At 64.7% G+C, this 25,203-nt stretch carries 24 protein-coding genes; 14 read left to right on the forward strand and 10 right to left on the reverse strand.

Features of this window, described 5'->3' with window-relative positions; genetic code table 11:
- Positions 1–201: 201 nt before the first annotated feature.
- The 4 genes from P6U25_RS34915 (at position 202) to P6U25_RS34930 (ending at position 5,099) form a co-directional block, all read left to right on the forward strand.
- On the forward strand, positions 202–1,557 hold the full coding sequence (locus P6U25_RS34915; RefSeq protein WP_407149269.1) for a substrate-binding protein: 1,356 nt from the start codon (positions 202–204) through the stop codon (positions 1,555–1,557).
- Between the two features lie 113 nt (positions 1,558–1,670).
- Positions 1,671–2,546 (forward strand): branched-chain amino acid ABC transporter permease, encoded by an 876-nt coding sequence (locus P6U25_RS34920; protein ID WP_407149270.1) that lies wholly within the window; start codon positions 1,671–1,673, stop codon positions 2,544–2,546.
- A gap of 13 nt (positions 2,547–2,559) precedes the next feature.
- Positions 2,560–4,404: an ABC transporter permease subunit gene (locus P6U25_RS34925; RefSeq protein WP_407149271.1), complete on the forward strand. Its 1,845-nt coding sequence runs from the start codon at positions 2,560–2,562 to the stop codon at positions 4,402–4,404.
- The gene (locus tag P6U25_RS34930; RefSeq protein ID WP_407149272.1) at positions 4,401–5,099 is read left to right on the forward strand and encodes an ABC transporter ATP-binding protein; all 699 of its coding nucleotides are present in this window, start codon (positions 4,401–4,403) and stop codon (positions 5,097–5,099) included. The genes P6U25_RS34925 and P6U25_RS34930 overlap by 4 nt, the downstream gene beginning before the upstream one ends.
- A 254-nt stretch (positions 5,100–5,353) precedes the next feature.
- On the opposite strand, the gene P6U25_RS34935 is transcribed toward P6U25_RS34930, so the two are convergent.
- Positions 5,354–5,779, reverse strand: coding sequence for an HIT family protein (locus P6U25_RS34935; RefSeq protein ID WP_407149273.1), 426 nt, complete (start codon positions 5,777–5,779; stop codon positions 5,354–5,356).
- Positions 5,780–5,884: 105 nt separating this feature from the next.
- Here P6U25_RS34935 and prmC point away from each other — a divergent pair, with 105 nt between their 5' ends.
- Both prmC and P6U25_RS34945 read left to right on the forward strand, forming a co-directional pair.
- Positions 5,885–6,775, forward strand: coding sequence for a peptide chain release factor N(5)-glutamine methyltransferase (prmC, locus tag P6U25_RS34940; protein ID WP_407149274.1), 891 nt, complete (start codon positions 5,885–5,887; stop codon positions 6,773–6,775).
- 442 nt (positions 6,776–7,217) lie between these two features.
- Complete coding sequence (locus P6U25_RS34945) at positions 7,218–7,931, forward strand: DUF4167 domain-containing protein (RefSeq protein ID WP_407149275.1); 714 nt, start codon at positions 7,218–7,220, stop codon at positions 7,929–7,931.
- Between the two features lie 156 nt (positions 7,932–8,087).
- On the opposite strand, the gene P6U25_RS34950 is transcribed toward P6U25_RS34945, so the two are convergent.
- Entirely contained in the window at positions 8,088–8,822 is a 735-nt protein-coding gene (locus P6U25_RS34950; protein WP_407149276.1) for a methyltransferase domain-containing protein, read from the reverse strand.
- A gap of 131 nt (positions 8,823–8,953) precedes the next feature.
- Between P6U25_RS34950 and gloB the strand changes: the two genes are divergently transcribed.
- Both gloB and P6U25_RS34960 read left to right on the forward strand, forming a co-directional pair.
- The gene (gloB, locus tag P6U25_RS34955; RefSeq protein WP_407149277.1) at positions 8,954–9,721 is read left to right on the forward strand and encodes a hydroxyacylglutathione hydrolase; all 768 of its coding nucleotides are present in this window, start codon (positions 8,954–8,956) and stop codon (positions 9,719–9,721) included.
- Complete coding sequence (locus P6U25_RS34960; protein ID WP_407149278.1) at positions 9,721–10,155, forward strand: cupin domain-containing protein; 435 nt, start codon at positions 9,721–9,723, stop codon at positions 10,153–10,155. The genes gloB and P6U25_RS34960 overlap by 1 nt, the downstream gene beginning before the upstream one ends.
- A 103-nt stretch (positions 10,156–10,258) precedes the next feature.
- On the opposite strand, the gene P6U25_RS34965 is transcribed toward P6U25_RS34960, so the two are convergent.
- From P6U25_RS34965 to P6U25_RS34975, 3 genes are all read right to left on the reverse strand, one after another.
- Complete coding sequence (locus P6U25_RS34965) at positions 10,259–11,131, reverse strand: DMT family transporter (RefSeq protein ID WP_407149279.1); 873 nt, start codon at positions 11,129–11,131, stop codon at positions 10,259–10,261.
- A gap of 170 nt (positions 11,132–11,301) precedes the next feature.
- Complete coding sequence (phbB, locus tag P6U25_RS34970) at positions 11,302–12,027, reverse strand: acetoacetyl-CoA reductase (protein ID WP_407149280.1); 726 nt, start codon at positions 12,025–12,027, stop codon at positions 11,302–11,304.
- A gap of 170 nt (positions 12,028–12,197) precedes the next feature.
- Positions 12,198–13,376, reverse strand: a complete 1,179-nt coding sequence (locus P6U25_RS34975; RefSeq protein ID WP_407149281.1) for an acetyl-CoA C-acetyltransferase — start codon at positions 13,374–13,376, stop codon at positions 12,198–12,200.
- A gap of 317 nt (positions 13,377–13,693) precedes the next feature.
- On the opposite strand from P6U25_RS34975, the gene phaR reads away from it, so the two are divergent.
- Positions 13,694–14,281, forward strand: a complete 588-nt coding sequence (phaR, locus tag P6U25_RS34980; protein ID WP_407149282.1) for a polyhydroxyalkanoate synthesis repressor PhaR — start codon at positions 13,694–13,696, stop codon at positions 14,279–14,281.
- A gap of 66 nt (positions 14,282–14,347) precedes the next feature.
- Here phaR and P6U25_RS34985 read toward each other — a convergent pair whose 3' ends face one another.
- Positions 14,348–16,708: an acetamidase/formamidase family protein gene (locus tag P6U25_RS34985; protein ID WP_407149283.1), complete on the reverse strand. Its 2,361-nt coding sequence runs from the start codon at positions 16,706–16,708 to the stop codon at positions 14,348–14,350.
- A 383-nt stretch (positions 16,709–17,091) separates the two neighbouring features.
- Between P6U25_RS34985 and P6U25_RS34990 the strand changes: the two genes are divergently transcribed.
- Complete coding sequence (locus P6U25_RS34990) at positions 17,092–18,546, forward strand: acetamidase/formamidase family protein (protein ID WP_407149284.1); 1,455 nt, start codon at positions 17,092–17,094, stop codon at positions 18,544–18,546.
- A 259-nt stretch (positions 18,547–18,805) separates the two neighbouring features.
- Here P6U25_RS34990 and P6U25_RS34995 read toward each other — a convergent pair whose 3' ends face one another.
- Positions 18,806–20,494, reverse strand: a complete 1,689-nt coding sequence (locus P6U25_RS34995; protein ID WP_407149285.1) for a putative bifunctional diguanylate cyclase/phosphodiesterase — start codon at positions 20,492–20,494, stop codon at positions 18,806–18,808.
- Positions 20,495–20,714: 220 nt separating this feature from the next.
- Here P6U25_RS34995 and P6U25_RS35000 point away from each other — a divergent pair, with 220 nt between their 5' ends.
- Positions 20,715–20,999: a hypothetical protein gene (locus P6U25_RS35000; RefSeq protein ID WP_407149286.1), complete on the forward strand. Its 285-nt coding sequence runs from the start codon at positions 20,715–20,717 to the stop codon at positions 20,997–20,999.
- A gap of 120 nt (positions 21,000–21,119) precedes the next feature.
- Here P6U25_RS35000 and P6U25_RS35005 read toward each other — a convergent pair whose 3' ends face one another.
- The 3 genes from P6U25_RS35005 to mtgA all read right to left on the reverse strand — a co-directional run bounded on the left by P6U25_RS35005 (position 21,120) and on the right by mtgA (position 22,889).
- The gene (locus tag P6U25_RS35005; RefSeq protein ID WP_407149287.1) at positions 21,120–21,737 is read right to left on the reverse strand and encodes a hypothetical protein; all 618 of its coding nucleotides are present in this window, start codon (positions 21,735–21,737) and stop codon (positions 21,120–21,122) included.
- A 140-nt stretch (positions 21,738–21,877) separates the two neighbouring features.
- Positions 21,878–22,063 carry a 50S ribosomal protein L32 gene (gene rpmF, locus P6U25_RS35010; RefSeq protein ID WP_044536294.1) on the reverse strand — a complete coding sequence of 62 codons (186 nt, stop codon included), beginning with the start codon at positions 22,061–22,063 and terminating at the stop codon, positions 21,878–21,880.
- Between the two features lie 154 nt (positions 22,064–22,217).
- Positions 22,218–22,889, reverse strand: coding sequence for a monofunctional biosynthetic peptidoglycan transglycosylase (mtgA, locus tag P6U25_RS35015; protein ID WP_407152700.1), 672 nt, complete (start codon positions 22,887–22,889; stop codon positions 22,218–22,220).
- Positions 22,890–23,068: 179 nt separating this feature from the next.
- Here mtgA and P6U25_RS35020 point away from each other — a divergent pair, with 179 nt between their 5' ends.
- The 3 genes from P6U25_RS35020 to P6U25_RS35030 all read left to right on the forward strand — a co-directional run bounded on the left by P6U25_RS35020 (position 23,069) and on the right by P6U25_RS35030 (position 25,190).
- Positions 23,069–23,989, forward strand: coding sequence for a polyprenyl synthetase family protein (locus P6U25_RS35020; RefSeq protein ID WP_407149289.1), 921 nt, complete (start codon positions 23,069–23,071; stop codon positions 23,987–23,989).
- Positions 23,990–24,006: 17 nt separating this feature from the next.
- A complete protein-coding gene (locus tag P6U25_RS35025; RefSeq protein ID WP_407149290.1) occupies positions 24,007–24,687 on the forward strand; it encodes a DUF1345 domain-containing protein in 681 nt (226 codons plus the stop codon).
- A 128-nt stretch (positions 24,688–24,815) separates the two neighbouring features.
- A complete protein-coding gene (locus P6U25_RS35030; protein ID WP_407149291.1) occupies positions 24,816–25,190 on the forward strand; it encodes a nuclear transport factor 2 family protein in 375 nt (124 codons plus the stop codon).
- Positions 25,191–25,203: the final 13 nt, after the last annotated feature.

Consider the following 25,203-nt stretch of genomic DNA (forward strand, 5'->3'; position numbering starts at 1 on the left):
ACCGGACGCTGATCGGTAAATGCTCGATATGTCGTGGGCCGACATAGTTCGACGAAAGTGACATTGACTAAATATGCTGGAGGACAATGCTACGCTAAATGGGCTGCGCAAGCGCAGCCGGCGCATCTCGCGGCGGGTCACCTGATCCGGCGAGGGGTGATTATGCGCGCCAATAATCATGTGTTTGGAGGATATTGAACGATGAGCACCAAGGAGTTTCGGCCGGGCAGAGGACTGAACGTGTCGCGTCGTACCCTGCTGCAAGCTGGCGCGGGCTTGATCGGTGGCACGGTGCTTCCGGCTTCGCTTAGCGCACCGGCATTGGCCGAGGATCACCCGGCGATCGGGACCTATCCCGCCGGCTCATCCGGTTCTTCGGTCTTCATCGGAATCTCGGTGCCGCGCACCGGCACCTACGCGGTTCAGGGCGAGGACGAGCTCAAGGGCTATCAGCTCGCGATCGAGCACATCAACAGCGGGCACGAGCTGATCAAGAAGATCTCGCCGAAGACCACCAAGGGCGTGCTCGGCAAGGAATTGAAGTTCGGCGTGGCCGATTCCGCGGCGAAGCCGAACGAAGCCGTGCAGGCGCAGCAGCGCTTCATCACCGAGAACAAGGCGGTGATGATCACCGGCGGCACCTCCAGCGCGGTCGCGGTGGCGCTCAATAAGCTGGCGCAGCGCGAGAAGGTGATCTTCGTCTGCGGCATATCCGGCTCGAACGACACCACCGGCAAGGACTGCGTACGCTACGGATTCCGTCAGAATTTCTTCGGTCAGACCGCCGCGGCCGCGATCGCACCGGTGCTGATCAAACAGTTCGGCAAGAACAAGAAGGCCGCCTACCTGACGCCGGACTATACCTACGGCCACACCGTCACCAAGTCGATGCAGGACCACCTCGCCGCGGCGGGCTGGACCACCACCACCAACCAGGTGTCGCCGCTCGGCGCGCCCGACTACTCGTCATATCTGCTCAACGTTGCGAACTCCGGCGCGGACGTGCTGATCAACGTCAACTGGGGCCATGACGCCGTGCTGTCGACGCAGCAGGCCAAGCAGTTCGGCGTGCTCGACAAGATGAAGCTCGTGGTGCCCTACCAGGTGCCGTTCATCGCCCGCGAGACCGGCGGCCTGATGCAGGGCGTCTATGCCGCGACCGATTACTGGTGGACGATCGAGGACAAGTATCCGCTGGCCAAGATGTTCAACGACGCCTTCGACAAGAAGTACGGCTACAAGCCGGAATGGGGCGCGGAGAACGCTTATATCAGCTTCGCGCACTGGGCCCGCATGGTCGAGGAGGCCGGCAGCTTCTATCCGCCCGACGTGATCAAGGCCTATGAGAAGGGCGAGACCCTCCCGTCGCTGGTCGGCGACGTCCATTATCGCCCGGAAGATCATCAGTGCGTCCGCCCGGTCATCATCGTCCGGGGCAAGATGGAAAAGGAAATGAAGAACAAGGAGGACTACTACGAGGTCATCGAGATCGTCCCCGGCGACGAGTTGATGCAGAAGCCGGACGCATTCGGCTGCCATCTCGGCGACTACACCTGATTGAGCTTGGGAACCAGGGCGCCGTGGGCGGAGTTACTCGCCCGCGGCGCCGTTTTGTGTCGGAATGCTTGCGACGGCACACATTCGTCGAGCAGGCCATGTGAAGTGTCGCCATGATCAATTGGCCGAATTTCGTCTCGCAACTGTTCAACGGCCTCGCGCTCGGCGCGCTGCTGGCGCTGATCAGCTCCGGACTGACCATCATCTACGGCACCCTCGGGGTGCTCAACCTCGCGCACGGCGCGATGTTCATGATCGGCGGCTACGCCGGGTACGTGGCCTACACCTACACCGGCTCGTTCGTCCTCGCGGTCGTTGCGGGATCGCTGTTCGTGATGCTGCTCGGCGTGGTGATGGAGCGCGTCATCATCCGCCACTTCTATCACCGTCCGCATGAAGACCAGCTTTTGGTCACGTTCGGCCTCGGCATCTGCTTCGTCGAGATCGTGCGGCTGATCTTCACCAGCCAGTCGCAGGTCGTGCCGCCGCCGGCGGCGCTGCAGGGCATCACCTCGCTCGGCTTCCTGTTCTATCCGACCTATCGCCTCGCCGTCGTCGGCATCGTCGCGGTGGCGCTCGGCGGGCTGTTCCTGGTCCTCTACCGCACCCGACTCGGGATGATCGTGCGCGCCGGCATCGAGGATTCGGTGATGGTCGATTCGCTCGGCATCAACGTCTATCGCGTCTTCATGATCGTGTTCGGCATCGGCGCGATGGCCGCGGGCTTTGCCGGCATCATCAATGCGCCGGTGGTCTCGCTCACGCCCGGCGTCGGCGACGACATCCTGGTGGAAACCTTCGTGGTGGTGGTGATCGGCGGTGTCGGCTCGTTTCCCGGCGCGATCCTCGGCGGCCTGATCGCCGGCGAGATCATCAGCATCACCTCGATGTTCAACCCCGGTTATGCCTACGTCATGCTGTTCGCGGCGATGACGCTCGTGCTCGTGTTGCGACCGCACGGCCTGCTCGGCACGCAGGGCCGCGAATGACGACGGATCAACAATGCTGAAACAGCGCCCCTTCCTGATCGAGACCCTGACGGCCATCGGCCTGATCGCCGCGCCTTTCCTGCTGCCGCTGCTGGGATTTGCACCCAACACCGTGAACCGGATCCTGGTCTGGGGCCTGTTCGGTCTCGGCTTCGACATCCTGTTCGGCTTCACCGGCCTGCTGTCGTTCGGCCAATCGGCGTTCTACGGCACCGGCGGCTTCGTCGCGGCGTATCTGTTGACCCAGGCCGGCTTCCCGAACGTCGTGCTGGCGCTGATCATCGGCATGATCGCCGCCGCCGCCACCGGCTATCTGATCGGCCTGATCGCGTTGCGCCGCACCGGCATCTATTTCGCCATGATCACGGTCGCGATCGCGGAGGTGTTCTTCTTCGTCGAATTCAATCCGCTGTCGGACTTCACCGGTGGTGAGAATGGATTGCCGGGCGTGCCGACCCCGAGCTTCAATCTCGGCTTCACCACGCTGCACTTCACCACCGGCTGGTCGCTCTACCAGTTCCTGGCGCTGTGCTATTTCATCGGCGTCGTGATCGCGCTGCGCATCGTGCGCTCGCCGGTCGGGGCCATCTTCAGCGCCATCAGAGACAACCCGTTGCGGGCGACGGCGGTCGGCCACAACATCCACGGCTACAAGCTGACCGCTTTCGTCATTGCTGCCGCCTATGCCGGATTTGCCGGCGGCCTGCTCGGCGTGCTGCAGGCCTTCATGCCGCCCGACGCATTCACCTTCGATACCTCGGGCCAGCTCGTGATGCAGACGGCGATCGGCGGTCGCGGCACGCTGTTCGGACCGCTGGTCGGCGCGGCCGTCTGGCTGTCGTTGCAGGATTTCCTGCAGGCCGCACTCGGGCTCGGCGCCGCCTGGAAGCTCGTGCTCGGCATCGTCTTCGTGCTGCTGGTGTGCTTCCTGCGCCGCGGCATCGTCGGCGGCCTCGTGGATCTCTACCAGCTCCTGACCGGACAACGCCGCAAGACGGCGCCGGATGAAAGCGAGCCGCAGGAAGTCAGCCCCGCCCGGCAGATCGCCGCCACACCGATGCCGGCCCGGCAGCGCGCGGCAGCCGATCCCTCCGGCCCGATCCTGCAGGCCAAGGGCCTGACCAAGCGCTACGGCGGACTGATCGCCAACAGCAACATCGATTTCACCGTCAACCATGGCGAGCTGCGCGGCATCATCGGCCCGAACGGAGCCGGCAAGTCGACTTTCTTCAAGATGCTGACCTGCGAGGTTCACCCGACCTCGGGCACCATCCTGTTCGAGGGCCGCGACATCACCGGAATGAATGTCACCGACGTCTGCCAGCTCGGCCTGACCAAGAGCTATCAGGTCAACCAACTGTTCGCCGGGCTGACCGTGCGCGAGAACCTGGTGATCGCGGCCCTGTCGGCGCTGCGCGGCAAGTTCCGGCTCGATCTGTTCCGCAGCATCGACAGCATTCCCGGGCTGTCCGAGCAGGTACAGCACACCCTCGAGCTGGTCAATCTCGCGGCACGGCCGGACACGCCGGTGTCCGAGCTCGCCTATGGCGAAAAGCGGCGGCTCGAGATCGGACTGGCGCTGGCGACCTCGCCGAGCCTGCTGCTGCTCGACGAACCGCTGGCCGGCATGAGCCCGCGCGAGCGCGTCGAGACCGTGAAGCTCTTGAAGTCGATCAGCCAAGGCCGGACGATGATCATCATCGACCACGACATGGACGCGCTGTTCGAGCTCGCGGAGCGCGTGACTGTGCTGCAGGAAGGCCGCGTCCTGGTCGAAGGGACGCCCGAAGAGATCAAGAACAACTCGACCGTCCAGGAGGCCTATCTCGGCGGCGTGCATGGAGAGCTCGCCGCATGAGTCTGCTCGAGGTCAACGGACTGAACAGCTACTACGGGGATTCGCATATCCTGTTCGACGTCTCGCTGCGCGTCGAGCGCAACGAGGTGGTGGCGCTGCTCGGCCGCAACGGCGCCGGCAAGAGCACGACGCTGAAGAGCTTGATGGGCGTGGTGACGCCGCGCAGCGGCTCGGTGATGTTCGACGGCACCGAGGTCGCCGGCAGGAAGAGCCACCGGATTGCGCAGGCCGGCATGCAGCTCGTCCATGAGGAGCGACGCATCTTCGGCAGCCTCAGCGTCGAGGAGAATCTCGTCATCGCCGGGCTGACCGCCTCGCAGCGCTGGCCGCTGGATCGCATCTACGAGATGTTTCCGCGGCTCAGGGAGCGGCGGGGCAATCGTGGCACCGATCTGTCGGGCGGCGAGCAGCAGATGCTGGCGATTGCGCGCGCGCTGGTGCGCGACCCGAAGATCATCCTGCTCGACGAGCCGTTCGAGGGGCTGGCGCCGGTCATCGTGCGCGACCTGATGAAGGCTTGCCGTGACCTTGCCGAGGCCGGACAGACCATCGTGCTGGTCGAGCAGAATCTCGCCGCGACGCTCGCGCTCGCAGAGCGCATCTACATCATCAACAATGGACATATCGTCCATGAGGGGCCTGCGCAGGAGATCAAGGCGCAACCCGACGTGCTGCAGCGCTATCTCGGCGTTTAAAGCCTGATGAGGTTAGGTTGAGCTGGAACGGCGTCCAAAGTTCACCTCTCCCTTGGGAGAGGTCGATTTGCGGAGCAAATCGGGCGAGGGGTTACGTTCTATCGAGGGAGCAAGAGCCCTCACCCGGATTGCACTGGACGATGCTTCGCATCGCCAGGCGCAATCCGACCTCTCCCCAACGGGGAGAGGTGAACCGAGACCGCGCCAAGTCGATTCAACCAAAACTCATCCCGCTTTAGTCCATACAGCCGCGCTCAGCTTCCGAGCGCCGCGATCATCCGCCGGGCATGATCGGCGAGCACGTCCATGTCTTCCTTGCGGGTCTGCGGCGGCAGCAGCGCCACGCCATCCTTGACCGGCATCACGTGCATATGCAGGTGAAACACCACCTGGCCGCTGGCGGGTTCGCTGAATTGCTGGATGATGATGCCGTCCGCGTCGAAGGCTTTCATCGCGGCGACGGCGATCCGCTTCGATGACCGGGCGACCTCGGCAAGGTCATCTTCCGCCACATCGAGGATTCCGCGCGCTCGTGCTTTCGGAAGCACCAGCGTATGCCCAGGCGAGCGCGGCATGATGTCGAGGAAGGCAAAGGTCCGGTCGGTTTCATAGACCTTGAAGCTCGGGATTTCGCCGCGGAGGATCTTGGCGAAGATATTCTGGTCGTCATAGGGCGTCATGAGCGTCGCTTCCGGATCGTCACATTCAAAGGCCGACCGTGCGCGTCGTCGGCGCGCGGCGCAAGTGATATCGACGCCGCACCGGCCATCGGCTAACAACGCGCGATGAGCGAACCTTCCGACAAGAGCGGCCTGACCGTCGAGACCATCAGGCGCGCGCTTGCCGCGCGCCTCAAGGCCGCCGGCATCGATGCGCCCGAACTCGAGGCGCGCCTGCTGGTCGGCGCCGCGCTCGGCCTCGATCTGACCGGTATCATCACGGCAGCAGGCCGCGCGATCACAGAGGGCGAATCGGGTCGCCTCGAAGGCTTCGTGCAACGCCGCCTCGGCGGCGAACCAGTTGCGCGCATTCTCGGCACCAAGGAATTTTGGGGGCTGCCGCTGCATCTCTCCGCCGCGACGCTGGTGCCGCGTCCCGACACCGAGACCGTGGTCGAGCGCGCGCTCGAACTGCTGCGTGCCGACGGCGCAACCGACCGCGCGCTGCGGATCGCCGATCTCGGCACCGGTTCCGGCGCGATCCTGCTGGCGCTGCTCTCGGAACTGTCAAACGCACGTGGCTTCGGAACCGACATCTCGACTGAAGCGCTGCAGACCGCAAGCCAGAACGCCGCCGAGATCGGACTTGCGGATCGTGCAAGCTGGATTATGTGTGACTATGGCAGTGGCCTCACTGGCACGTTCGACTTGATCGTGTCCAATCCGCCCTACATCCGCACAGCCGACATCGCAGGTCTCGCCACCGAAGTGCGCGACCATGATCCGCGCGCGGCGCTCGATGGCGGCACGGACGGACTCGATGCCTACCGCGCGCTGATTTCGCAATCCGCGGGTCTTTTGACATCGGGTGGCGTTCTGGTTGTAGAAGTCGGCCTCGGCCAAAGCGATGATGTTGAAGGTCTGATGACCGTATCGGGGTTATCCCCGACAGGACGGCCCAGGGCCGATCTCGGGGGCGTCCCTAGGGCGGTCTCGGCCCGCCGGCTGCCCCGATAAAGTCCTATTGGAACGCAAAAAAACCTCTTGGAATATCCCCCGGGAACGACTACGTTCCGGGCACAACATCGGTGCTGGCCCCGTGACCTACGGGTGATGTCCAGGGTTCTCGACGAGAACCCGCCGATTGAAAGGTTCCAAGAACGCAGGTCACATAGAGCGCAATAGCCGGGGCTGTGCCGCTCTCGACCGCCAAGCGAACGAAAGCCTGCTATTGCGCTTGAAGACTTACGCAAGAGAGCTGAGCCTGTCTCGACGGGCGGAATGATTTGGTCGCCGGCGAGGTCGTCGGCGGTTGGGGAACGCGTCTTTGCTGAACGCGATGGTCGGCAACATTGAAGCCAATTTCGAACGGTAGTGCGATTCCGTGCGCGTGAGCGCGCGCCGAATCGATTGAAGCAATGGACGGCAATAACTTCAGGGCTGGAATAAAAGGCGACAGATGAGAAACGGTCAGAATAACAAGCGGATGCGCAACCGGAACAATAACAATAACAACAATAATAACCGGCGCGGCCAGAATCCCCTGACACGGGTGTACGAATCGAACGGACCCGACATCAAGATTCGCGGCACCGCCTCCCACGTGGCCGAGAAATATGTCCAGCTTGCCCGCGATGCGCGCTCCTCGGGCGATCCCGTGGCCGCCGAGAACTACTACCAGCACGCCGAGCACTATTACCGGATCATCGCGGCCGCCCAGGAGCAATTCCGGCAGAATCAGCAGCAGCCGCGTCCCGACGCTGAAGTCACGCTGCCCGACGACGGCGACGACGACGGCTATTCGAGCTTCGGCCAGGAGCCGGGGTTCGTGCCGCAGCCGCAGCCCTATATGCGCGACAACGGCCAGCAGCCCTACCAGCGCGACCAGCAGCAGCCGCGCGAGCATCGTCCGCAGCCGCGCGAATATCAGCCGCAGCCGCAGAACCAGCCGCAGCCCGTGATGGCCGATCCCGGCGGTGTTGATCGCCTGCCCTCGTTCATCACCGGAAGCCCGCAGCCGCCGGCCAATGGCGCCTATGAAGGCAATGGCGGCGGGGAACGCAGCGAGCGCGGCGAACGCTTCCCGCGCCGCCGCCGCCGGCCGCACGGTCCGCGTCCCGACATGGCCGCGCAGCCGGCGCCGAGCGAGGACGCCAATCCCGGCAACGAGTAACGTTTCGGATCAATCTTGCGAACAGGGCGGGCGACGCTTGAGGCGGCCCGCCCTTTGCTTTTGCGCCTTGCCCGAGCGTTTTCGGTTCTGACGGCGTCAGAACCGATCTCCGCATGTCAGCGTTGGCGCGTTGTTTCGCGCGAACCGGCGTTCGCCTCAGCCGCGGGTCGCGCTCGATGACGGCACCAGCACCGGCTGCAGCGAGGGGATCAGCCGCGTCCGCTCGCGGTGCGCGGGAATCGCGCGATAGACCTGCTTGCTGGCCTCGACGATATGCACGCCGGCGAAGGGCAGCGACAACGCCGCGCCGACGCGCTCCCATGCCGTCGCCGACCGCAGGAACCAGCCGCCCTGAACCGGCGGCATGAACAGCGCCTCGCCCCACGCCGTCGGTGTGAACCAGGTCTGCCGCAGCAGTTGTGTGATCTGCGCGCGCGAATACGGCCGGCCATGGCCGAACGGCGTGTTGTCGGTGCGCGTCCATACGCCGCGGCGGTTCGGGATCACGGCGATCAGCCGCCCGGACGGCGCCAGCACCCGCCAGACCTCGCGCAACAGCCGCTCCGGATCGTCGGACATCTCCAGCGCATGCACCAGCAGCACGCGGTCGACTGCGGCATCCTGCAGCGGCATCGAGAATTCGTCGATCAGGGTCGCGAGCGCAGGCCGCCCGGTCGGCCATTTCAGCACACCCTGAGCTGCCGGCATGAAGGCGATGCAGCGCTCGCAGGACTCGCGAAACAGGCCGAGATAGGGCGTCGGATAGCCGAGCCCGAGCACGCGCTGTCCTTCCGCATTGGGCCAGCGCTCGCGGATTCCGCGGTTGATGAGCTGCCGGGCCACGATGCCGAGGCGCTGCGAATAGAAATCCCGGAGGTCGATGACGTCCATGGGCCAAACCTAACATGCCGCGTGCGGCCGCGGCGCGCGGAAAATTGCGTTGCCGTCGGAGCGTTAACGCCATATTTCACCCCTATATTTGGCCTCTTAGCGCCTAAGCCCCAGCACTTCGTGGAGATATCATGGCCGCAGAAATTCGTACCTTTACCTGCCTGACCGACAATTTCGGTTACCTGATCCACGATCCCGCGACCAAGGCTACGGCGTCGATCGATGCGCCGGAGGCCGCGCCCATCATCAAGGCGCTGGAGCGCGAAGGCTGGACGCTGACCGACATCCTGATCACCCATCACCATGGCGACCATGTCGGTGGCGTCGCCGAGCTGAAGCAGAAATACGGCTGCCGGGTCGTCGCCCCGCACGACAAGTCGGCAAAGATCGCCAATGTCGACCTGCGCGCCGCGAACGCCGACGTGATCAAGGTCGGCGGCCTGCTGGCTCGCGTGGTGGAGACGCCCGGCCACACGCTCGACCACATCTCCTATGTGTTCGACGGCGAGAAGGCGGTGTTCGCCGCCGACACGCTGTTCTCGATCGGATGCGGCCGGGTGTTCGAAGGCAACTACCCGATGATGTGGGATTCGCTGCTGAAGCTGCGCTCGTTGCCGGACGATTTCCGGCTCTATTGCGGCCATGAATACACCGCCTCCAACGTCAAGTTCGCGCTGACGGTGGAGCCGGACAATCCGGCCCTCCAGGCCCGCGCCGCCGAGGTCACGAAGCTGCGCGCCGAGAACAAGCCGACGATCCCGGTGCTGCTCGGCGACGAGAAGAAGGCCAATGTGTTCCTGCGTGCCGACGAACCTTCGGTTGCAGCAAAGCTGCACATGAAAGGCGCCGATCCGGCCGAGGTGTTCGGCGAGCTCCGCGAACGCAAGAACAAGTCCTGATGTCACGGCCCTCGGCTGCCGAGATCATCGCGCGGCTCGAGTTGAAGCCGCATCCGGAAGGCGGGCATTATCGCGAAACGTTTCGCGACGAGCACGGCGACGCCGGCGGCCGCGCCTGCTCGACCGCGATCTACTTCCTGCTCGCGCGCGGCGAGCGCTCGCACTGGCATCGCATCGACGCAGTCGAGGTCTGGCACTACTACGCCGGGGCGCCGCTGCTCCTGCGGATTGCGCAGGAGGGCCGCGCACAGCACAGCGTCACGCTCGGCCCGGATGTCGCGAATGGCGAACAGCCGCAAGCGATCGTGCCGGCGGGTGCCTGGCAGGCCGCGGAAAGCACGGGAGACTGGACGCTGGTCGGCTGCACCGTGGCGCCAGGGTTCGAGTTCGCGAATTTCGAGCTGGCACCGAAAGGCTGGGAGCCGACGTCGTAACAGCTCATCTCGTAGGATGGGTAGAGCGCAAGCGTGCCCACCATCACGGGCACGTCAAGAATGGTGGGCACGTCGCTCCGCTCCTTTGCGCACCCTACTTTTCCTACATTCTCTTTCTCAGCACCATATCCTTGGCGGCGATCAGGCCGCCGCCGGCGATCAGGATCGCGGCAACGGCGATGTTGGCGCTTGGCTTGGCGAAACCCGCGAGAATCAGGAAGGCGGTCGACAGCAGCGGCGTGGCGTAGGATGCGGCGCCGAGCACGCGGATGTCGCCGCGCTTCATGCCGATGTCCCAGGCGAAGAACGCAGCACCCACCGGCCCGATGCCTAAACCGACCACCGCAAGCCATTGCAGCGGCGTCGCGGGCCACACCGTGGTCTCAACCATCAAATGCACGAGCGCCGCCAGCACCGCGGTGGCGAGGCAGAAGCCGGCCACCGCATCTGTCGGCACCGCCTTGAGCCGGCGCGACATCACCGAGTAGGTCGCCCAGACGAAGGCAGCGACAAAGGCGGCCACGAAACCCGGAATCTGGCTCTGCGCGAAGCTGCCGGTGTTGCCGGCGAACAGCAGCACCGTGCCGACCAAGCCCAAGAGCGCGCCGACGATGTGATGGACAGCGAGCCGCTCGCCCGGCAGCAATGAAGAGAACAACACGATCAGGAGTGGCCACAGATAGTTGAGCAGGCCTGCTTCCGCCGGCGGCGCGAAGCGCAGCGCCAGGAAATACAGCGCGTGATAACCGAACAGTCCACCGACGCCGACGGCCCAGGCAACCGGCGGCTGCCTCAATGCAGCGAAGGCGGAGGTGCGAAACAGGAAGCTCGCGAACGCCACCGCCGCGCCGATTGCGAAGGTCATGGCGGCGAGCTGGAATGCGGGGATTTGCCCGGTCGCAACCGTCATGACCGAGAGCAGTGACCACATCAGGATGGCGGTCAGTCCAACGAGGGTGGCGGTGCGAGTCGTCATCAGGCAGGATCCGGCGCGGCCGGGCACGAGCGCAGAACAGATCTGCTGCTCAAGCTGCCGTGGCCATCCACGTCATCATTCGGGACACCCTTGTAAAGACGTTGATGCCCGGCACAAGGCCGGGCATCGCGACTTGACGGATAACGCCTGCGACGCGACGCTTTTTCGTATCAGGCGTGATACTGACCGCCATTGATGGTGAGCGTCGAGCCGGTGATGAAGCCGGCATCGTCGGCGGCCAGGAACACGACCGCGCGCGCGATCTCCTCCGGCTCGCCGAGGCGGTTGACCGGGATCTGCGGGATCACGCTCTTCTCCAGCACGTCCTTCGGCACCGCCTGCACCATCTCGGTGTTGATGTAGCCGGGCGCGATCACGTTGACCGTGATGCCGCCCTTGGCGTTTTCGATCGCGAGCGCCTTGGTGAAGCCGATGTCGCCGGCCTTCGCCGCGGAATAATTGACCTGGCCGAACTGGCCCTTCTGGCCGTTGATCGAGGAGATCGAGATGATGCGGCCGAACTTGCGGGCGCGCATGCCCTCGATCACCTGCCGCGTCATGTTGAACAGCGAGCCGAGATTGGTGTTGATCACGGCATTCCATTGCTCGAGCGTCATCTTGTGGAAGGCGGTATCGCGAGTGATGCCGGCATTGTTCACCAGCACGTCGACCGGACCGAGCTCGGCCTCGACCTTTTTGACGCCGTCCGCGCAGGCATCGAACGAGGCAACATCCCACTTGAACACGGGGATGCCGGTTTCGGCCTTGAACTTCTCGGCAGCCGCATCGTTGCCGCCGTAAGTCGCCGCCACCTTGTAGCCCGCCGCCTTCAGAGCCTTGCTGATCGCAGCTCCGATGCCCCGCGTTCCGCCCGTCACCAATGCAACACGTGCCATGTCCGTTTCCTCCTTGGCCGTCTTTTACAACCGGAATGACTCCGGCGTTTTGCACTCACTCGCGTACAAAAACAAAGATGCCCGGCGCGTGGCCGGGCATCTTATTTATCAGCTCGCGCCGCGGTTCACAGACGATCTTTTCATCATGTGGCCGCCTCGCTGCCTGTTGTTCAGTCGCGTGCAACGCACATGGCGATGCCCATGCCGCCGCCGATGCAGAGCGTCGCGAGGCCCTTCTTGGAATCGCGCTTCTGCATCTCGTGCAGCAAGGTCACCAGCACGCGCGCGCCCGACGCACCGATCGGATGACCGATCGCGATCGCGCCGCCGTTGACGTTGACCTTGGACGTATCCCAGCCGAGGTCCTTGTTGACCGCACAGGCCTGTGCGGCGAACGCTTCATTGGCCTCGATCAGGTCGAGATCGGCGACGTTCCAGCCGGCCTTCTTCAACGCCGCGCGCGAGGCAGGGATCGGACCGGTGCCCATGATCTTGGGATCGACGCCGGCCTGGCCCCAGGAGACGATACGCGCGAGCGGCTTCTTGCCCTGCCGCGCCGCTTCCTTGGCGGTCATCAGCACCACGGCGGCAGCGCCGTCATTGATGCCCGAGGCGTTGCCGGCGGTCACGGTGCCATCCTTCTCGAAGGCCGCGCGGAGCTTGGCCATCGCGTCGAGGGTAGCGCCGTGGCGCGGATACTCATCGGCGTCGACCACGACGTCGCCCTTGCGGGTCTTGATGGTGACCGGGACGATCTCGTCCTTGAACCTGCCGGCCTTCTGCGCCGCCTCCGCCTTGTTCTGCGAGCCGACCGCGAACTCGTCCTGCTGCGAACGGGTGATCTGGTACTGCTTGGCGACGTTCTCGGCCGTGTTGCCCATGTGGTAGCCGTTGAAGGCATCCCAAAGCCCGTCCTTGATCATGGTGTCGACCAGTTCGAGGCCGCCCATCTTGACGCCGCCGCGCAGATATTGCGCATGCGGGGCCATGCTCATGGATTCCTGGCCGCCGGCGACGACAATCGAAGAGTCGCCGTTGACCAGCGCCTGATAGCCGAGGGCGACCGAGCGCAGGCCCGAGCCGCAGAGCTGGTTGACGCCCCAGGCCGGGCTCTCCACCGGGATGCCGGCCGAGATCGAGGCCTGGCGGGCCGGGTTCTGGCCCTGCGCGGCGGTGAGAATCTGACCCATGATGACTTCGGACACCTGACCCGGCTCGACGCCCGCGCGCTCCAGTGCAGCCTTGATGGCGACCGCGCCGAGGTCGTGGGCGGGAGTGGTGGCGAACGCGCCGTTGAAGCTGCCGACCGGGGTGCGGGCGGCGCTGACGATGACGACATCGTCTGACATGAACATCTCCTATTTGGTTGTAGCTGGATTTTTTCGACGGCGGGCGGCCGGTTGGCGGGCCTGTCTCTTAGTTAGTCATCCTGTAAAGCCGATCGAGACCTGTCAATCGGACTGTGGGCCGAATTCGCGCCGCGACGCACTCAAATTGGCACCCTTGGCAGTTTCCTGAGCAATCCCTATGCTTTGGGATTAACCGTGCCGCACAAAACGGTAGCCGAGCGGCTTTGAAAATGCTTACCTTTGCTGCGATGCGTTGCATTTAGCCCTGCGGCGATGCTGCCGGGTTCCGGATCCTTCGGTGTTTGAAGTGTGAGCCCATGGCAAAATCTGAACAACCGACTACGATCAAGAAGTACGCGAACCGGCGGCTCTATAATACCGGTACGAGCACATACGTGACACTCGAGGATCTCGCCGCGATGGTGAAGGAAGGCGAGGATTTCCTCGTCTACGACGCCAAGACAGGCGACGACATCACCCGCTCCGTGCTCGCGCAAATCATCTTCGAGCAGGAAAACAAGGCCGGGCAGAACCTGCTTCCGACCACGTTCCTGCGGCAGTTGATCCGCTTCTATGGCGACAGCATGCAGATGGTGGTGCCGAAATATCTCGAGCAATCACTGGAGACGCTGACCAAGGAGCAGGAGAAGTTCCGCAAGCAGATCGCGGGCGCCCTCAGCGGCACCCCGTTCGCACCTCTGGAAGAACAGGTCCGCCGCAACATGGAGCTGTTCCAGCAGACCTTCTCGATGTTCAAGCCGTTCGTGCCGCAACGCACGAATGCGGAGCCCGAGAAGGTGCCCGAGCCTGCGCCCGACGAGAACAACATCGACGACCTCCGCCGCCAGATGAAGGACATGCAGGAACGTCTCGAGCGCATGTCGCAGCCGAAGAAGGACGAGTGACGCCTCGCCGTCGCTCGGCCGGCTGACCAATCGCCGCCGCGTCGCAAATCCGGGTTCAGGCCAGCGTCACCCGCCGGCCTGACCGAACAGGCTCTTGCGCACGATCGCGTGGACACCCCAATTGCCGTCGGCGACCTGGGTGACTCCGAAATCGACACCGAGCGAGATCAGCGCCAGCGCCTCATCCTCGCTGAGGTGATAACCCTCCATCAGGAATTTGCGCGTCGCCCGGAACGCGTTGCGCAGCGCGAGATCGACCGACGAGCGCTGGTAGATTTCCGACTGCGCATTGCGGCCGAGCTCGCGCAGATAGTTGCCGTAGCTGAAGCCGTGCAGGATCCACTCCTCCGCGGTTTCCAGCAGCGGGTGCGCAAGCCCTTCCACATGCGGCTTGGTCCCCTGACCGCTCTTGTGCAGGACGAAGCGGAACTGGCCGGTGAGCGAAAGCTCCAGCGCGGTGCCGTTGACCTCGCCGTCGCCTTGCGCGAAATGCGGATCGCCGATCGAGAACAACGCGCCCGGCACCGCGACCGGCAGATAGAGCGTGGTGCCCTTGGTCGCCCGCCAGTTATCGACGTTGCCCCCGAAATATCCGGGCGGGATCGAATCGATGATGTCGGACTCGCGCGGCGCCACCGCCATGAAGCCGAAATGCAGCCGCGCCGGAATGCGCACGCCCGCCAGCACACCGGGCCGCTTCTCGATGCTGGCGTGATCGACCGGCACACCGGGATAATCCATGGTGTCATGGCGCACGCCGAACGGATCGGTTTGCGGCGTCCAGCGATAGGAATAGACCGCGCGAGCCCATTCGGCCTGCGCATCCGTCTCGAAGATGGTGATGGTCTCGCGCTTGGCCGGCGGATCGATCAGGTCATTGTACTGAAAGCCCCACCAGGCGGCAGCGTTGCTGCCGAACGACTTGCCGGCGAAGGCCGGGTTGGCGCAAGGGCGCGGCCAGATGTCGAGGATCTGCACCTCGAGCACATCGCCCGGCTCCGCGCCGCGAACATGGACCGGGCCGGTGCAGATGTGCACGCCAAATCCCTCGCCGGCGCCACGGCCGAAGATCGAACCGTCCATCGGACCGGCGCCGCGCCGCTCGACCGCCTTTCGCTCGGCGGTCCAGTGGAACACGCTCTCGGCGCCCGGATCGCCTTTGATCATGCGCTCATGGTCGTCGAAGGCGTGCTGGGTCAGCGTCTCGATCGTCACCACCGCACCCGATTCGATGCACATCACCGGCGGGATGGTGCGGCTGAGATAGCCCCAATGAGTGGTCTCCTTCGAAACCGTGAGGTGATGTGACGAGACGCGCGTTTCCGGCAGCGTCGTTGCCGGCTCGATCGGTGTGGCCGGTTCAAGCCGCAGGGCGCCGTCCCGCGCTGCCGTACCAGGCGCGAGCCGCAGCACCGTCGCAGTGCTGCGCGCGAGCCGGGGCCGACCCCGCGTGCGCTCAATCTCCGCATCGCGCGGCACCGACTTGCGGAATTCGCGCGGCGAGGTGCCGTAGGTCGCGCTGAACATGCGGCTGAAATGGGCCTGATCCGAGAACCCCCAGCGGTAGCTGATGTCCGCGATCCGCTGGTCGGAATAGTTCGGATCGATCAGATCGTTGCAGCAGCGCTCCAGCCGGCGCTCGCGCACATAGGTCGAGAATGTTGTGTTCTGGCGCTCGAACAGCCGCTGTAGATAGCGCTGCGAAAGGCCCTCCTGGCGCGCGATGTCGGCGATCGTCAGATGGGGATTGCCGAGCTGAGCCTCGATTGCGGCGTCGACCCGCCGCAAATGTCCGGCCTGGACCTGCGTCATGGCTTCGGCATCGAGCCGCGTTTCGCCCAGCACCGCGCCGGCAACGAGCTCGGTGACCGCGACCTCGGTCGTGGCAAGATCGGCCTTGTCCAGAATCGAAAAGTTGCCGCCCAGCGTCCGCATCACCGGGCGTACTGCCGCGGCCGCAATCGTCGCGCCGAGCACGATCGGCAGGCGCAGGCGATTGTGCCCGAGCCGGCCGAGCAGTCGCTCGCGCGGCAGCTCGAGCAGCAGCAGTTCGAAATCCTCGCGCAAGGTCATGCACCAGGCCGATTGCAGGTCGCACACCGACACGTCGTTATCGGCGAACTCGCAACTGCGTTGACTGGTCGCGATGCTGCCGCGGCCATAGGCATGGAAGATGATCGCCACCCGGGCCGGCGCGGCCGCCGACGCCGCATGACCGTTGCAGACGATCTGTTGCTCGCTCGAGCGCAGCAGCGCCAATTGCGCGCCGGTCGTCGAGCGCTTGGCGCTCAGTTCGCCGAACTGGAACGGGCCGGTGTCCGGCAGCCGGCAATCGAGCAGGAGCCCTGCCAGCGCCTCGCGCCAGACCTCCCGCTGGTTCTGCCGCGGAATCGCATCGATCGAAATCCGATAGGTCGTGGCGACCATCACCCCTCCAGGCCGCCGCACCGCGGCCCCCAAGTCACACAGCCGTGAACGCAGCGTGCACCGATCGCACTGGCGCGGCAAGCATGTTGCTGGGGCACACGCTGCCCAGCCTTCGTGCAAGACGCCGCGACGATCGTCCGCCGACGACGGGCCGCCCGCAAACGGAGCCGGCCGAACTTGATCGAATACGGCCAAAATCTTGATCGTGGCAGCCGTGCCGCGATGCGAAGTTGGCCATCCCACGCACTTTGCGCCGCCGTCGCCCGCCCCTCGCGCAGCGCTCGACGCGAGCGGCCGGCAAATTATTGGGCGCGCCCGGTCATGTCGAAGCGGCGCGGCGCAATGCACTCTCGCAAGCACTTTTCCAACCGCAGGAGAGCGAGATGTGCGCAGGTGACGACAGAAACTGCCCGGACTTCGAACTGCATCATCGGCAATTCAAGGACACGCTCGACCGGGAACGCCGCTCGTTCCTGCGATCGAGCTTCGCGGCGGCCGGTGGCGCCGCGGCGATGACCGCCGGCGGCATCTCGCTGGTGACGCCGAAGATGGCGGCGGCCGCGGAGAAGCATCAGCCGGCGCAGCGCGCCTATCACCACCTGCCGGCCAATGCCGACACCGTGCATTGGGGCTATTTCAGCAAGACGCTGAAGCCGCGCGTCGAGATCAATTCCGGCGATTTCATCACCATCGAGGCGCTGACGCACCATGCCAACGACGATGCCGAGCGCATGGTCAAGGGCGATCCCGGCGTCGAGAGCGTCTACCTCTGGACCAAGGAGAAGAAGGGCGTCGACCGCCGTGGCGCCGGCCCGATGGACGCCTCGATCTACGGACGCGGCGCCGGCGAAGGCCTCGGCGTGCATATCTGCACCGGGCCGGTCTTCGTCCGCGGGGCCGAGCCGGGCGACGTGCTCGAGGTGCGGATCATCGACGTGGCCCCGCGGCCCAGTGCCAACCCGAAATATGCCGGCAAGGCATTCGGCAGCAATGCTGCCGCATGGTGGGGCTTCCACTACAAGGACCTGATCACCGAACCGAAGCCGCGCGAGGTGGTCACCATCTACGAGGTCGACGCGACCGGCGAGCGGAACTGGGCGCGCGCGGTCTATAACTTCACCTGGACGCCGCAGACCGATCCGTTCGGCGTGGTGCACAAGACCATCGACTATCCCGGCGTCCCCGTCGATCATGCGACGGTCAAGGAGAACCACGGTATTCTGAAGAATGTGCGCATCCCGGTGCGCCCGCATTTCGGCGTGATCGGGCTCGCGCCCAAGGAAGCCGACTTCGTCGATTCGATTCCGCCGAGCTACACCGGCGGCAACATCGACAATTGGCGCATCGGCAAGGGCGCCACGATGTATTACCCGGTCGCGGTCGAAGGCGGCCTGCTGTCGGTCGGCGACTCGCATGCATCGCAAGGCGATTCCGAACTGTGCGGCACCGCGATCGAATGCTCGCTCAACGGCACCTTCCAGATCATTCTGCACAAGAAGGCGGATCTCGCCGGCACCGCGCTCGAGTCACTCGATTACCCGATGCTGGAGACCAAGGACGAATGGCTGGTGCACGGCTTCAGCTATGCCAACTATCTCAGCGAGCTGGGTTCCAGCGCGCAGACCGACATCTACAAGAAATCGTCGGTCGACCTCGCCTTGCGCGACGCATTCCGCAAGATGCGCACCTTCCTGATGACGACGAAGAAGCTGACCGAGGACGAGGCGATCTCGTTGATCTCGCTCGGTGTCGACTTCGGCGTGACCCAGGTCGTCGACGGCAATTGGGGCGTCCATGCCGTGATCCGCAAGGACATCTTTGCCGGCGAGATTAGCTGACGAACAGCCATAGCGTTTTCGAGCGAAGTGGACACCGGTTCGCGTGAAGAAAACGCGTCAAGACGAGAATCTGGAGCGCGGTGATCAGCCGATCATCGCGCTTCAGCCCGCGGCCACACGCATCTCGGCTGTCATCACCCGCGCATGCGGGTGATCCAGTATTCCAGAGACGTCGGGTGCGTGAACGAGAGGCCGCGGCGTACTGGATACCCGCTTTCGCGGGTATGACGACCAACGTTGCGGATCAGCTTGTTGCCGCTCAGCCAGTGGCCGGCACTGCCTTCTCGGGCTGCCCGCTCCACGGCCGATCCGGTGACGCAAGCCCGATCAGCCGGCCCTGGATGAAATCGCAGCCCCATTCGCGCAGCATCACCGCAGCCTCTTCATCCTGCACCCATTCGGCGACCGTCTTGATCTGAAGACGCCGGGCCAGATCGATCAACGTCTGCACGAAGGCGCGGTCGTCGGCGGAATGCACGATGTTCTGCACGAAGGCGCCGTCGATCTTCACGATATCGACGCCGAGCTTACGCAGGTTGCGGAACGAGGTGTAGCCCGCGCCGAAATCGTCGATCGCGATCTTGCTGCCGAAATTCTTCAGCCGCGTAACGAAGCCGCGAACGTCATCGATGTCCTGGATCGCGACCGTCTCGGTGATCTCGACGATCAGCCGCTCGCCGACGCCTTGATGGGCGCGCATCAAGGATTCGATCGTGGCCCACCAGTCCGGATCCATCGTGGTGTCGGGCGAGATGTTGAGACTGAGCTGCACGCCAGGTGCCGTGGCGAGCTCGGCGATCGCCAGCTCCAGCACGCGGTGATCGACCAGCCGGATCAGGCCGAGCCGTTCGGCGACCGGCACGATGTCAGGCGCGAGCAATGCCCGGCCATCCTCCTGCTCCATGCGGACCAGGCACTCATAGAACGCGGGCTGCCGCGAGCGCGCCTCGACCACGGGCTCGAACCCGATCACGATCCGCCGCTCGTTCAGCGCGGTGACGATCTCGTCGGTGACGCGGATGTTGACGCGACGCTGGGCGTCGCGCTCGACATTCGGCTTCCACATCGCGAACGAACCGGCGCGGCGGCTCTTGGCGGATTCCAGCGTCTCCTGGGCGCGGTTGACCGCCTCCTCGGCCGACTTTGCGTGCCTGGGGATGGTGACGGCACCGATCGAGGCGGTCACCGACACGGGGCCGGACTTGGTCGGCACCACGTCGTCGCGCACCGCGGCGAGGAATCGTTCGGCGGCGACATTGGTGTCGTCGACCGTGCAGTTGCGCAGGATCAGGCCGAACTTGTTGCCCGAGAAACGGCCGAGCATGTCGCCGCTGCGCAGCCGCGCGCGAATCCGCTTCGCGACCTCGGCAATGACGGCGTCGGCGACGTCGAAGCCGAAGGCGTCGTTGACCCGCGCCAGATGGTCGATGCCGATCAGCATGAAGGCACAGGAGGTGCGGAAGCGCGTGCACTCCTCGATGGTCTCCGCGAGCGAGGCGATCAGGTGAGTGCGATTCAACTCGTTGGTCAGCGGATCGTGCCGCGACAATTTCAGAAGCTGCTCGTCATGGGCGTGGCGCTCGTTGTTGATGCGAACGATGCCCTGCGCGTGCGCCGGCCTGCCGTCGGCGCCTGCAAACCAGACACCGGTTTCCTCGATCCAGATCACGGGCGCGGAGGTCACCGCGCGCACGCCGTATTCGATCCGATAGGGAACGGCTTCGCCGCTCGCCGGCGCGGCCTGGCCGACCGCCTCGCGGCGCACCGAGCGCGACGGCTCGATCAGTTTGGCAAACTCCGCGCCGCTGGCGAGGGCCGCCTCGGGAATGTCGGCGAAGACCGCCGCAACGTTGTCGCTCCAGGCGATCGCGTCGGTCGCCAAATCCCAGGCGAATGTCGCCTGGCCCAGAGAGGCGAGGATGCTGGCAGCAGGCGGGACTGAGGGCATCGGACTTGCCTCGATTTGGAACACCGCGCGGTGATTCTACGTCCCCAAGATAGTGGTTCCGGCGAATCCAACGCTAGGCGAAGTTGATAAATAATCTGGAAACCACATTTGAGGGCACCCCGGAACGGATTGGGCGCCATCGGCATGACACTTGCCGTGACAAGGCAGCACAGGGACTCAACGTCCCAAAATGTGACGGCTCAACCAGGTCCCATTGGCAATGTTCGATATCGATCAAGCAGATGCCCAGGACGAGGAGGCTGCAAGCAACGTCCAGCCCGCCTGCACGGCGTTGGTCCCGTTGACCGCGACGACTTACTGGGCACCCAAGGTGCCGCTGGTCAACGCCGATCCCTCCTTCGTTGCGCAATTGCTCGCGACCGCCGAGCACGAACCGCAGACGCGCAGGCTGCGGCGGGGATCACCGGCCGATGCGCGAAGCGCCTACGATCAGCATCTCCGCGAACGCCGCAGCGTCGCGCGGCGGACCCGGCAAATCATCTAGCATGATGGGATTGGCTTGATCTGAAACAACGGCGGAGGTCACCTCCCCCTTGGGAGAGGTCGACCGAAGCCGCCGCGAGTCGATTCAACCTGACCCGCATCCCGCTCTAACAATCAATCGTCAGGGCTTCGGCGTGTCGGACGGCGGCTGGTTGCCCGGCTGCAGGTCCGGTGAGGCGACCGAGGGTTTTGGCGGGGTCTGATCGACCAGCACGGATTCCGCGACAGACGCAGCCGGCGGAACCGGCGCGGCAGGTGGTTGTGGCGAAGGCGCGGCGACCGGTGCCGGTATGGGCTGGGATTGCGGCGCATCGTTCGTCACCGGCGCGGACATGCTGGCGCGGGCGCTCGATGCCGCGGCCACGGCCGGCGCGCGGCGGCGCGTCCGCAGCGCGATGCCCGAGATGAAGTCGACCAGCGCCAGCAGCGCGAGCAGGCAATAGGTCGAGGTACCGAATTTCGGCCAGAGCACGAATTCGGCGGCCGCCGCGCCGAACACGATCAGCGACAGCAGGTGATCGGTGAGATACTTCGCGCCGGGCCGGGCCGCCTTGATGATCTCGAGCAGCAACAGCAGCACGCCGGCGGCGAGCAGCATGTCGCTCAGCGTGATCTGCCATTCCTCGCCCGACATCAACGTCAGCTTGATCAGCGGCTCCGTAAAGGACACGCCGGGCATCAGGAAGACGATGATGTTGTAGACCGCGAGCGGAATCAGGAGCAGCGGAAAACCGACCATCGGGCTTGCGCCTTATTCAGGGAGAACCAAGCAGCGCGGCGATGCATCCGTTCCGCCGCAAACGCGCCCGTCTTGACCGCACTCGTTGGTCGAATTCAGGCGCAGCGCCGCAGGTGTTGCGACGCGGGCCGAACGTCCGATCAGGACTCTTTCTTGGCCTTCAGAACCTGGCGGCCCTTGTACATGCCGGTCTTCAGGTCGAGGTGATGCGGACGGCGCAGTTCGCCGGAGTCCTTGTCCTCAACGTAGGTCGGGGTCTTGAGCGCATCGGCCGAACGGCGCATGCCACGACGCGACGGCGAGGTTTTTCTTCTGGGAACGGCCATAACGGTGTCCTCTAGGGTGTTGCGGAGGCATCGTCCGAAATGCGGACGGCCCAGCGCTGAAAGCGCAAGCTGCGATGCCGGTAAGGCCGCGCTTATAGAGGAAGGGATCGCGTAAATCTAGGGTGGGATGGAGCAAAATGCGCCCGAAATCCGCTCAAGTGCCGCGATTTTCACGCCAGCAGCGCCCGACCCTGTTGGCCCGCGCCATATAGGTGCCGGACAGTCGGCGCACCCCCGGACCCGGGTTCCGGGCACTCCTTTTGACCGGATTCGGCAGAATCGCCGCCAACAGCGCCGCCTCGCGCGGCGACAGGGCGCCGGCCGACCGGCCGAAGGCATACTGGGCGCCGGCTTCGGCTCCGAACTGCCCGGATGGGCCCATTTCGGCGATATTGAGGTAGATTTCCAGAATCCGCTGCTTGGGCAGCACGAAATCGATCCAGAGCGCCAGCGGTATTTCCAGGCCCTTGCGGATCACGCTCCGTCCGGACCACAGGAACAGGTTCTTGGCGACCTGCTGGGTGATGGTCGATCCGCCGCGCGCCACCTCGCCATCCTCGGCATCGTCGAGCACTTCGCGCAGCGCGCCCCAGTCGATCCCGCGGTGAATGCAGAAATGGGCGTCCTCGGAACCGACCACGGAACGGGGCAGATAGGGCGACATCGCACCGAAATCGACCCAATGCCGCGTGACCGGCGCGCCCTTCAGCGTCCGCCATGCCATCAGCGCGGAGACCGGGTGGCCGGTGCGATAGAACGGCGTCACCGCGTAGGGCAGCACCAGCAAGGCCAGCAAAACCAGCAATAAAATTCGGACGATGCGCAAAACGAGAGTCCCGGCGGGGACGCGGCCCGCGGCCAGAACCGGGCCGGCGCACCTGACGTCGGCGGCATAATTCACGGTTTTTCCAGCACTTTTAAGGCGCATTCCGTCGCAGGGTGGAATTGACGAAGCCGGTGCCATCAACGATTGTCCGGCCGAAAATCGATCTGGAGCAATTCTTGATGACGACCGGTACTGCAGACTTTGCCAAGCGGCTGGACCAGACCGCGGAGGATACCGAAGCCCTGCTTGCGAAATTGCTGTCTGATGCGACTGAGACCGACGAGATCGTGCGTCCGAAGCGGCTGATCGAGGCGATGCGCTATTCCAGCCTCGGCGGCGGCAAGCGGCTCCGGCCGTTCCTGGTGGTCGAGAGCGCGGCGGTGTTCGGGGTGCCCCGGGAGTCGGCCCTGATGGCCGGTGCGGCGCTCGAATGCATCCATTGCTATTCGCTGATCCACGACGATCTGCCGGCCATGGACAATTCCGACCTGCGCCGCGGCCGCCCGACGCTGCACAAGGCCTATGACGACGCGACCGCGATCCTCGCCGGCGACGCCCTGCTCACGATCGCCTTCGACATCATCACCCGCGACGCGATCCACAAGGACGCCACGGTTCGCCTGCTCCTGACCCGCGCACTGGCGCGCGCCTCCGGGGTCGGCGGCATGGCCGGCGGCCAGATCCTCGATCTCGCCGGCGAAGGCCGCTTCGGCGACCGCGAGCCGGTCAACGTCGCCCGCTTGCAGCAGATGAAGACCGGCGCGCTGTTGCGCTTCGGCTGCATCGCCGGGGCGATCCTCGGCCAAGCCACGCAGAAGGAGTATCAGGCGCTCGACGATTACGGCAAAGCGCTCGGCGAGGCCTTCCAGATCGCCGACGACCTGCTCGACGTCGAGGGTGACGAGGCTGCCCTCGGCAAGCCGGCCGGCGCTGATGCGGCGCTCGGCAAGACCACGTTCGTCACCCAACTCGGGATCGATGGCGCGAAACAGCGCGTACGCGACCTGCTGGCACGTGCCGATGCGGCGCTGTCGGTGTTCGGCAGCCGGGGCGAGGTGCTGCGGGCGACGTCCCGCTTCGTCGCCGAGCGCAAGAACTAACCCACGGCACTAGCGAAATGAGCAAGGAGTTCGAGGACCGCCTTGTTCGTTTCCGCAAGCTGCCGCTGCCGGTCCGCGTCATCGTGGGCCGGCCGCGCACCTTCGTGTCGGTTATCTTCGGCATCCTGGTGGCGCTGCTGGTTCCGGGATCGGCGCACGTCGTGACGCGCCTGCTCGCCGGCTGGGATGCCTTCGCCGCGCTCTATCTTGTGCTCGCCTATGTCATGATGCTGCGCTGTGACATCAGCCACATCAAGCGCAATGCGATCGTGCAGGATGACGGGCGCTTCCTGATCCTGCTGCTGACGGCGCTTGGCGCATTTGCCAGCCTGGCCGCCATCGTTTCCGAGCTCGGCGCGGCGAAGGACAACCCGACGGCGCTGGCGCTTGCGGTCGTCACCATCGCGCTGTCATGGGCGGTGGTTCACACCGCGTTCGCGCTGCACTACGCCCATGACTTCTACCGCGGCAGGAAGCCCGGCGGCCTGCAATTCCTCAGCGGCGACGAGCATGTCGAGGCCGACTACTGGGACTTCGTCTACTTCTCGTTCGTGATCGGCATGACCGCGCAGGTCTCCGATGTCGGCATCACCGACAGGATCATCCGCCGCACCGCGACCGTGCACGGCATCATCTCGTTCGTGTTCAACACCGCGCTGCTGGCCTTGATGGTGAACATCGCGGCGAGCGCGATCTAGCCGAGCGGCACACTCGCTGCATTTCCGCCTTCCTCCCTTCACGCGGAAGTTTGGCGGCGGCGATGGTGTAATCCAGCGGTTCATGGCTAAATCCTGCCACCGCCAATTCCTGCCGGGAGGACTGACCCATGAGCCAAGATCGATCGAGCGTCGAAGCTGTCGTACAGACCTATTTCGATGGCCTCTACGAAGGCAGCGCCGACAAGCTCGGCACAATCTTCCATCCCTCTGCCGACCTTCGCTGGGTCGAGAAGGGCGAGTTGCAGGTGCTGACGGTGCCGGACTGGCTTGAGCGTGTGCGCAAGCGGCCATCGGCGAAGGCGGAAGGCAAGCCGCGCGAGGACTTCATCGTCACCATCGATCGCTCCGACGACAAGACCGCCTTCATCAAGGTTCGCTGCCAGCTCCCGCCGCGCTACTTCACCGACTACCTGGTGGCGATGAAGCTTGCCGATGGCTGGCAGATCGTCTCGAAATCCTATCGCTACGACCTCAAGGAGTGATCGCCGGCACTTC

The organism is Bradyrhizobium sp. ORS 86 (genome assembly GCF_045571475.1).
Classification (GTDB): Bacteria; Pseudomonadota; Alphaproteobacteria; order Rhizobiales; family Xanthobacteraceae; genus Bradyrhizobium.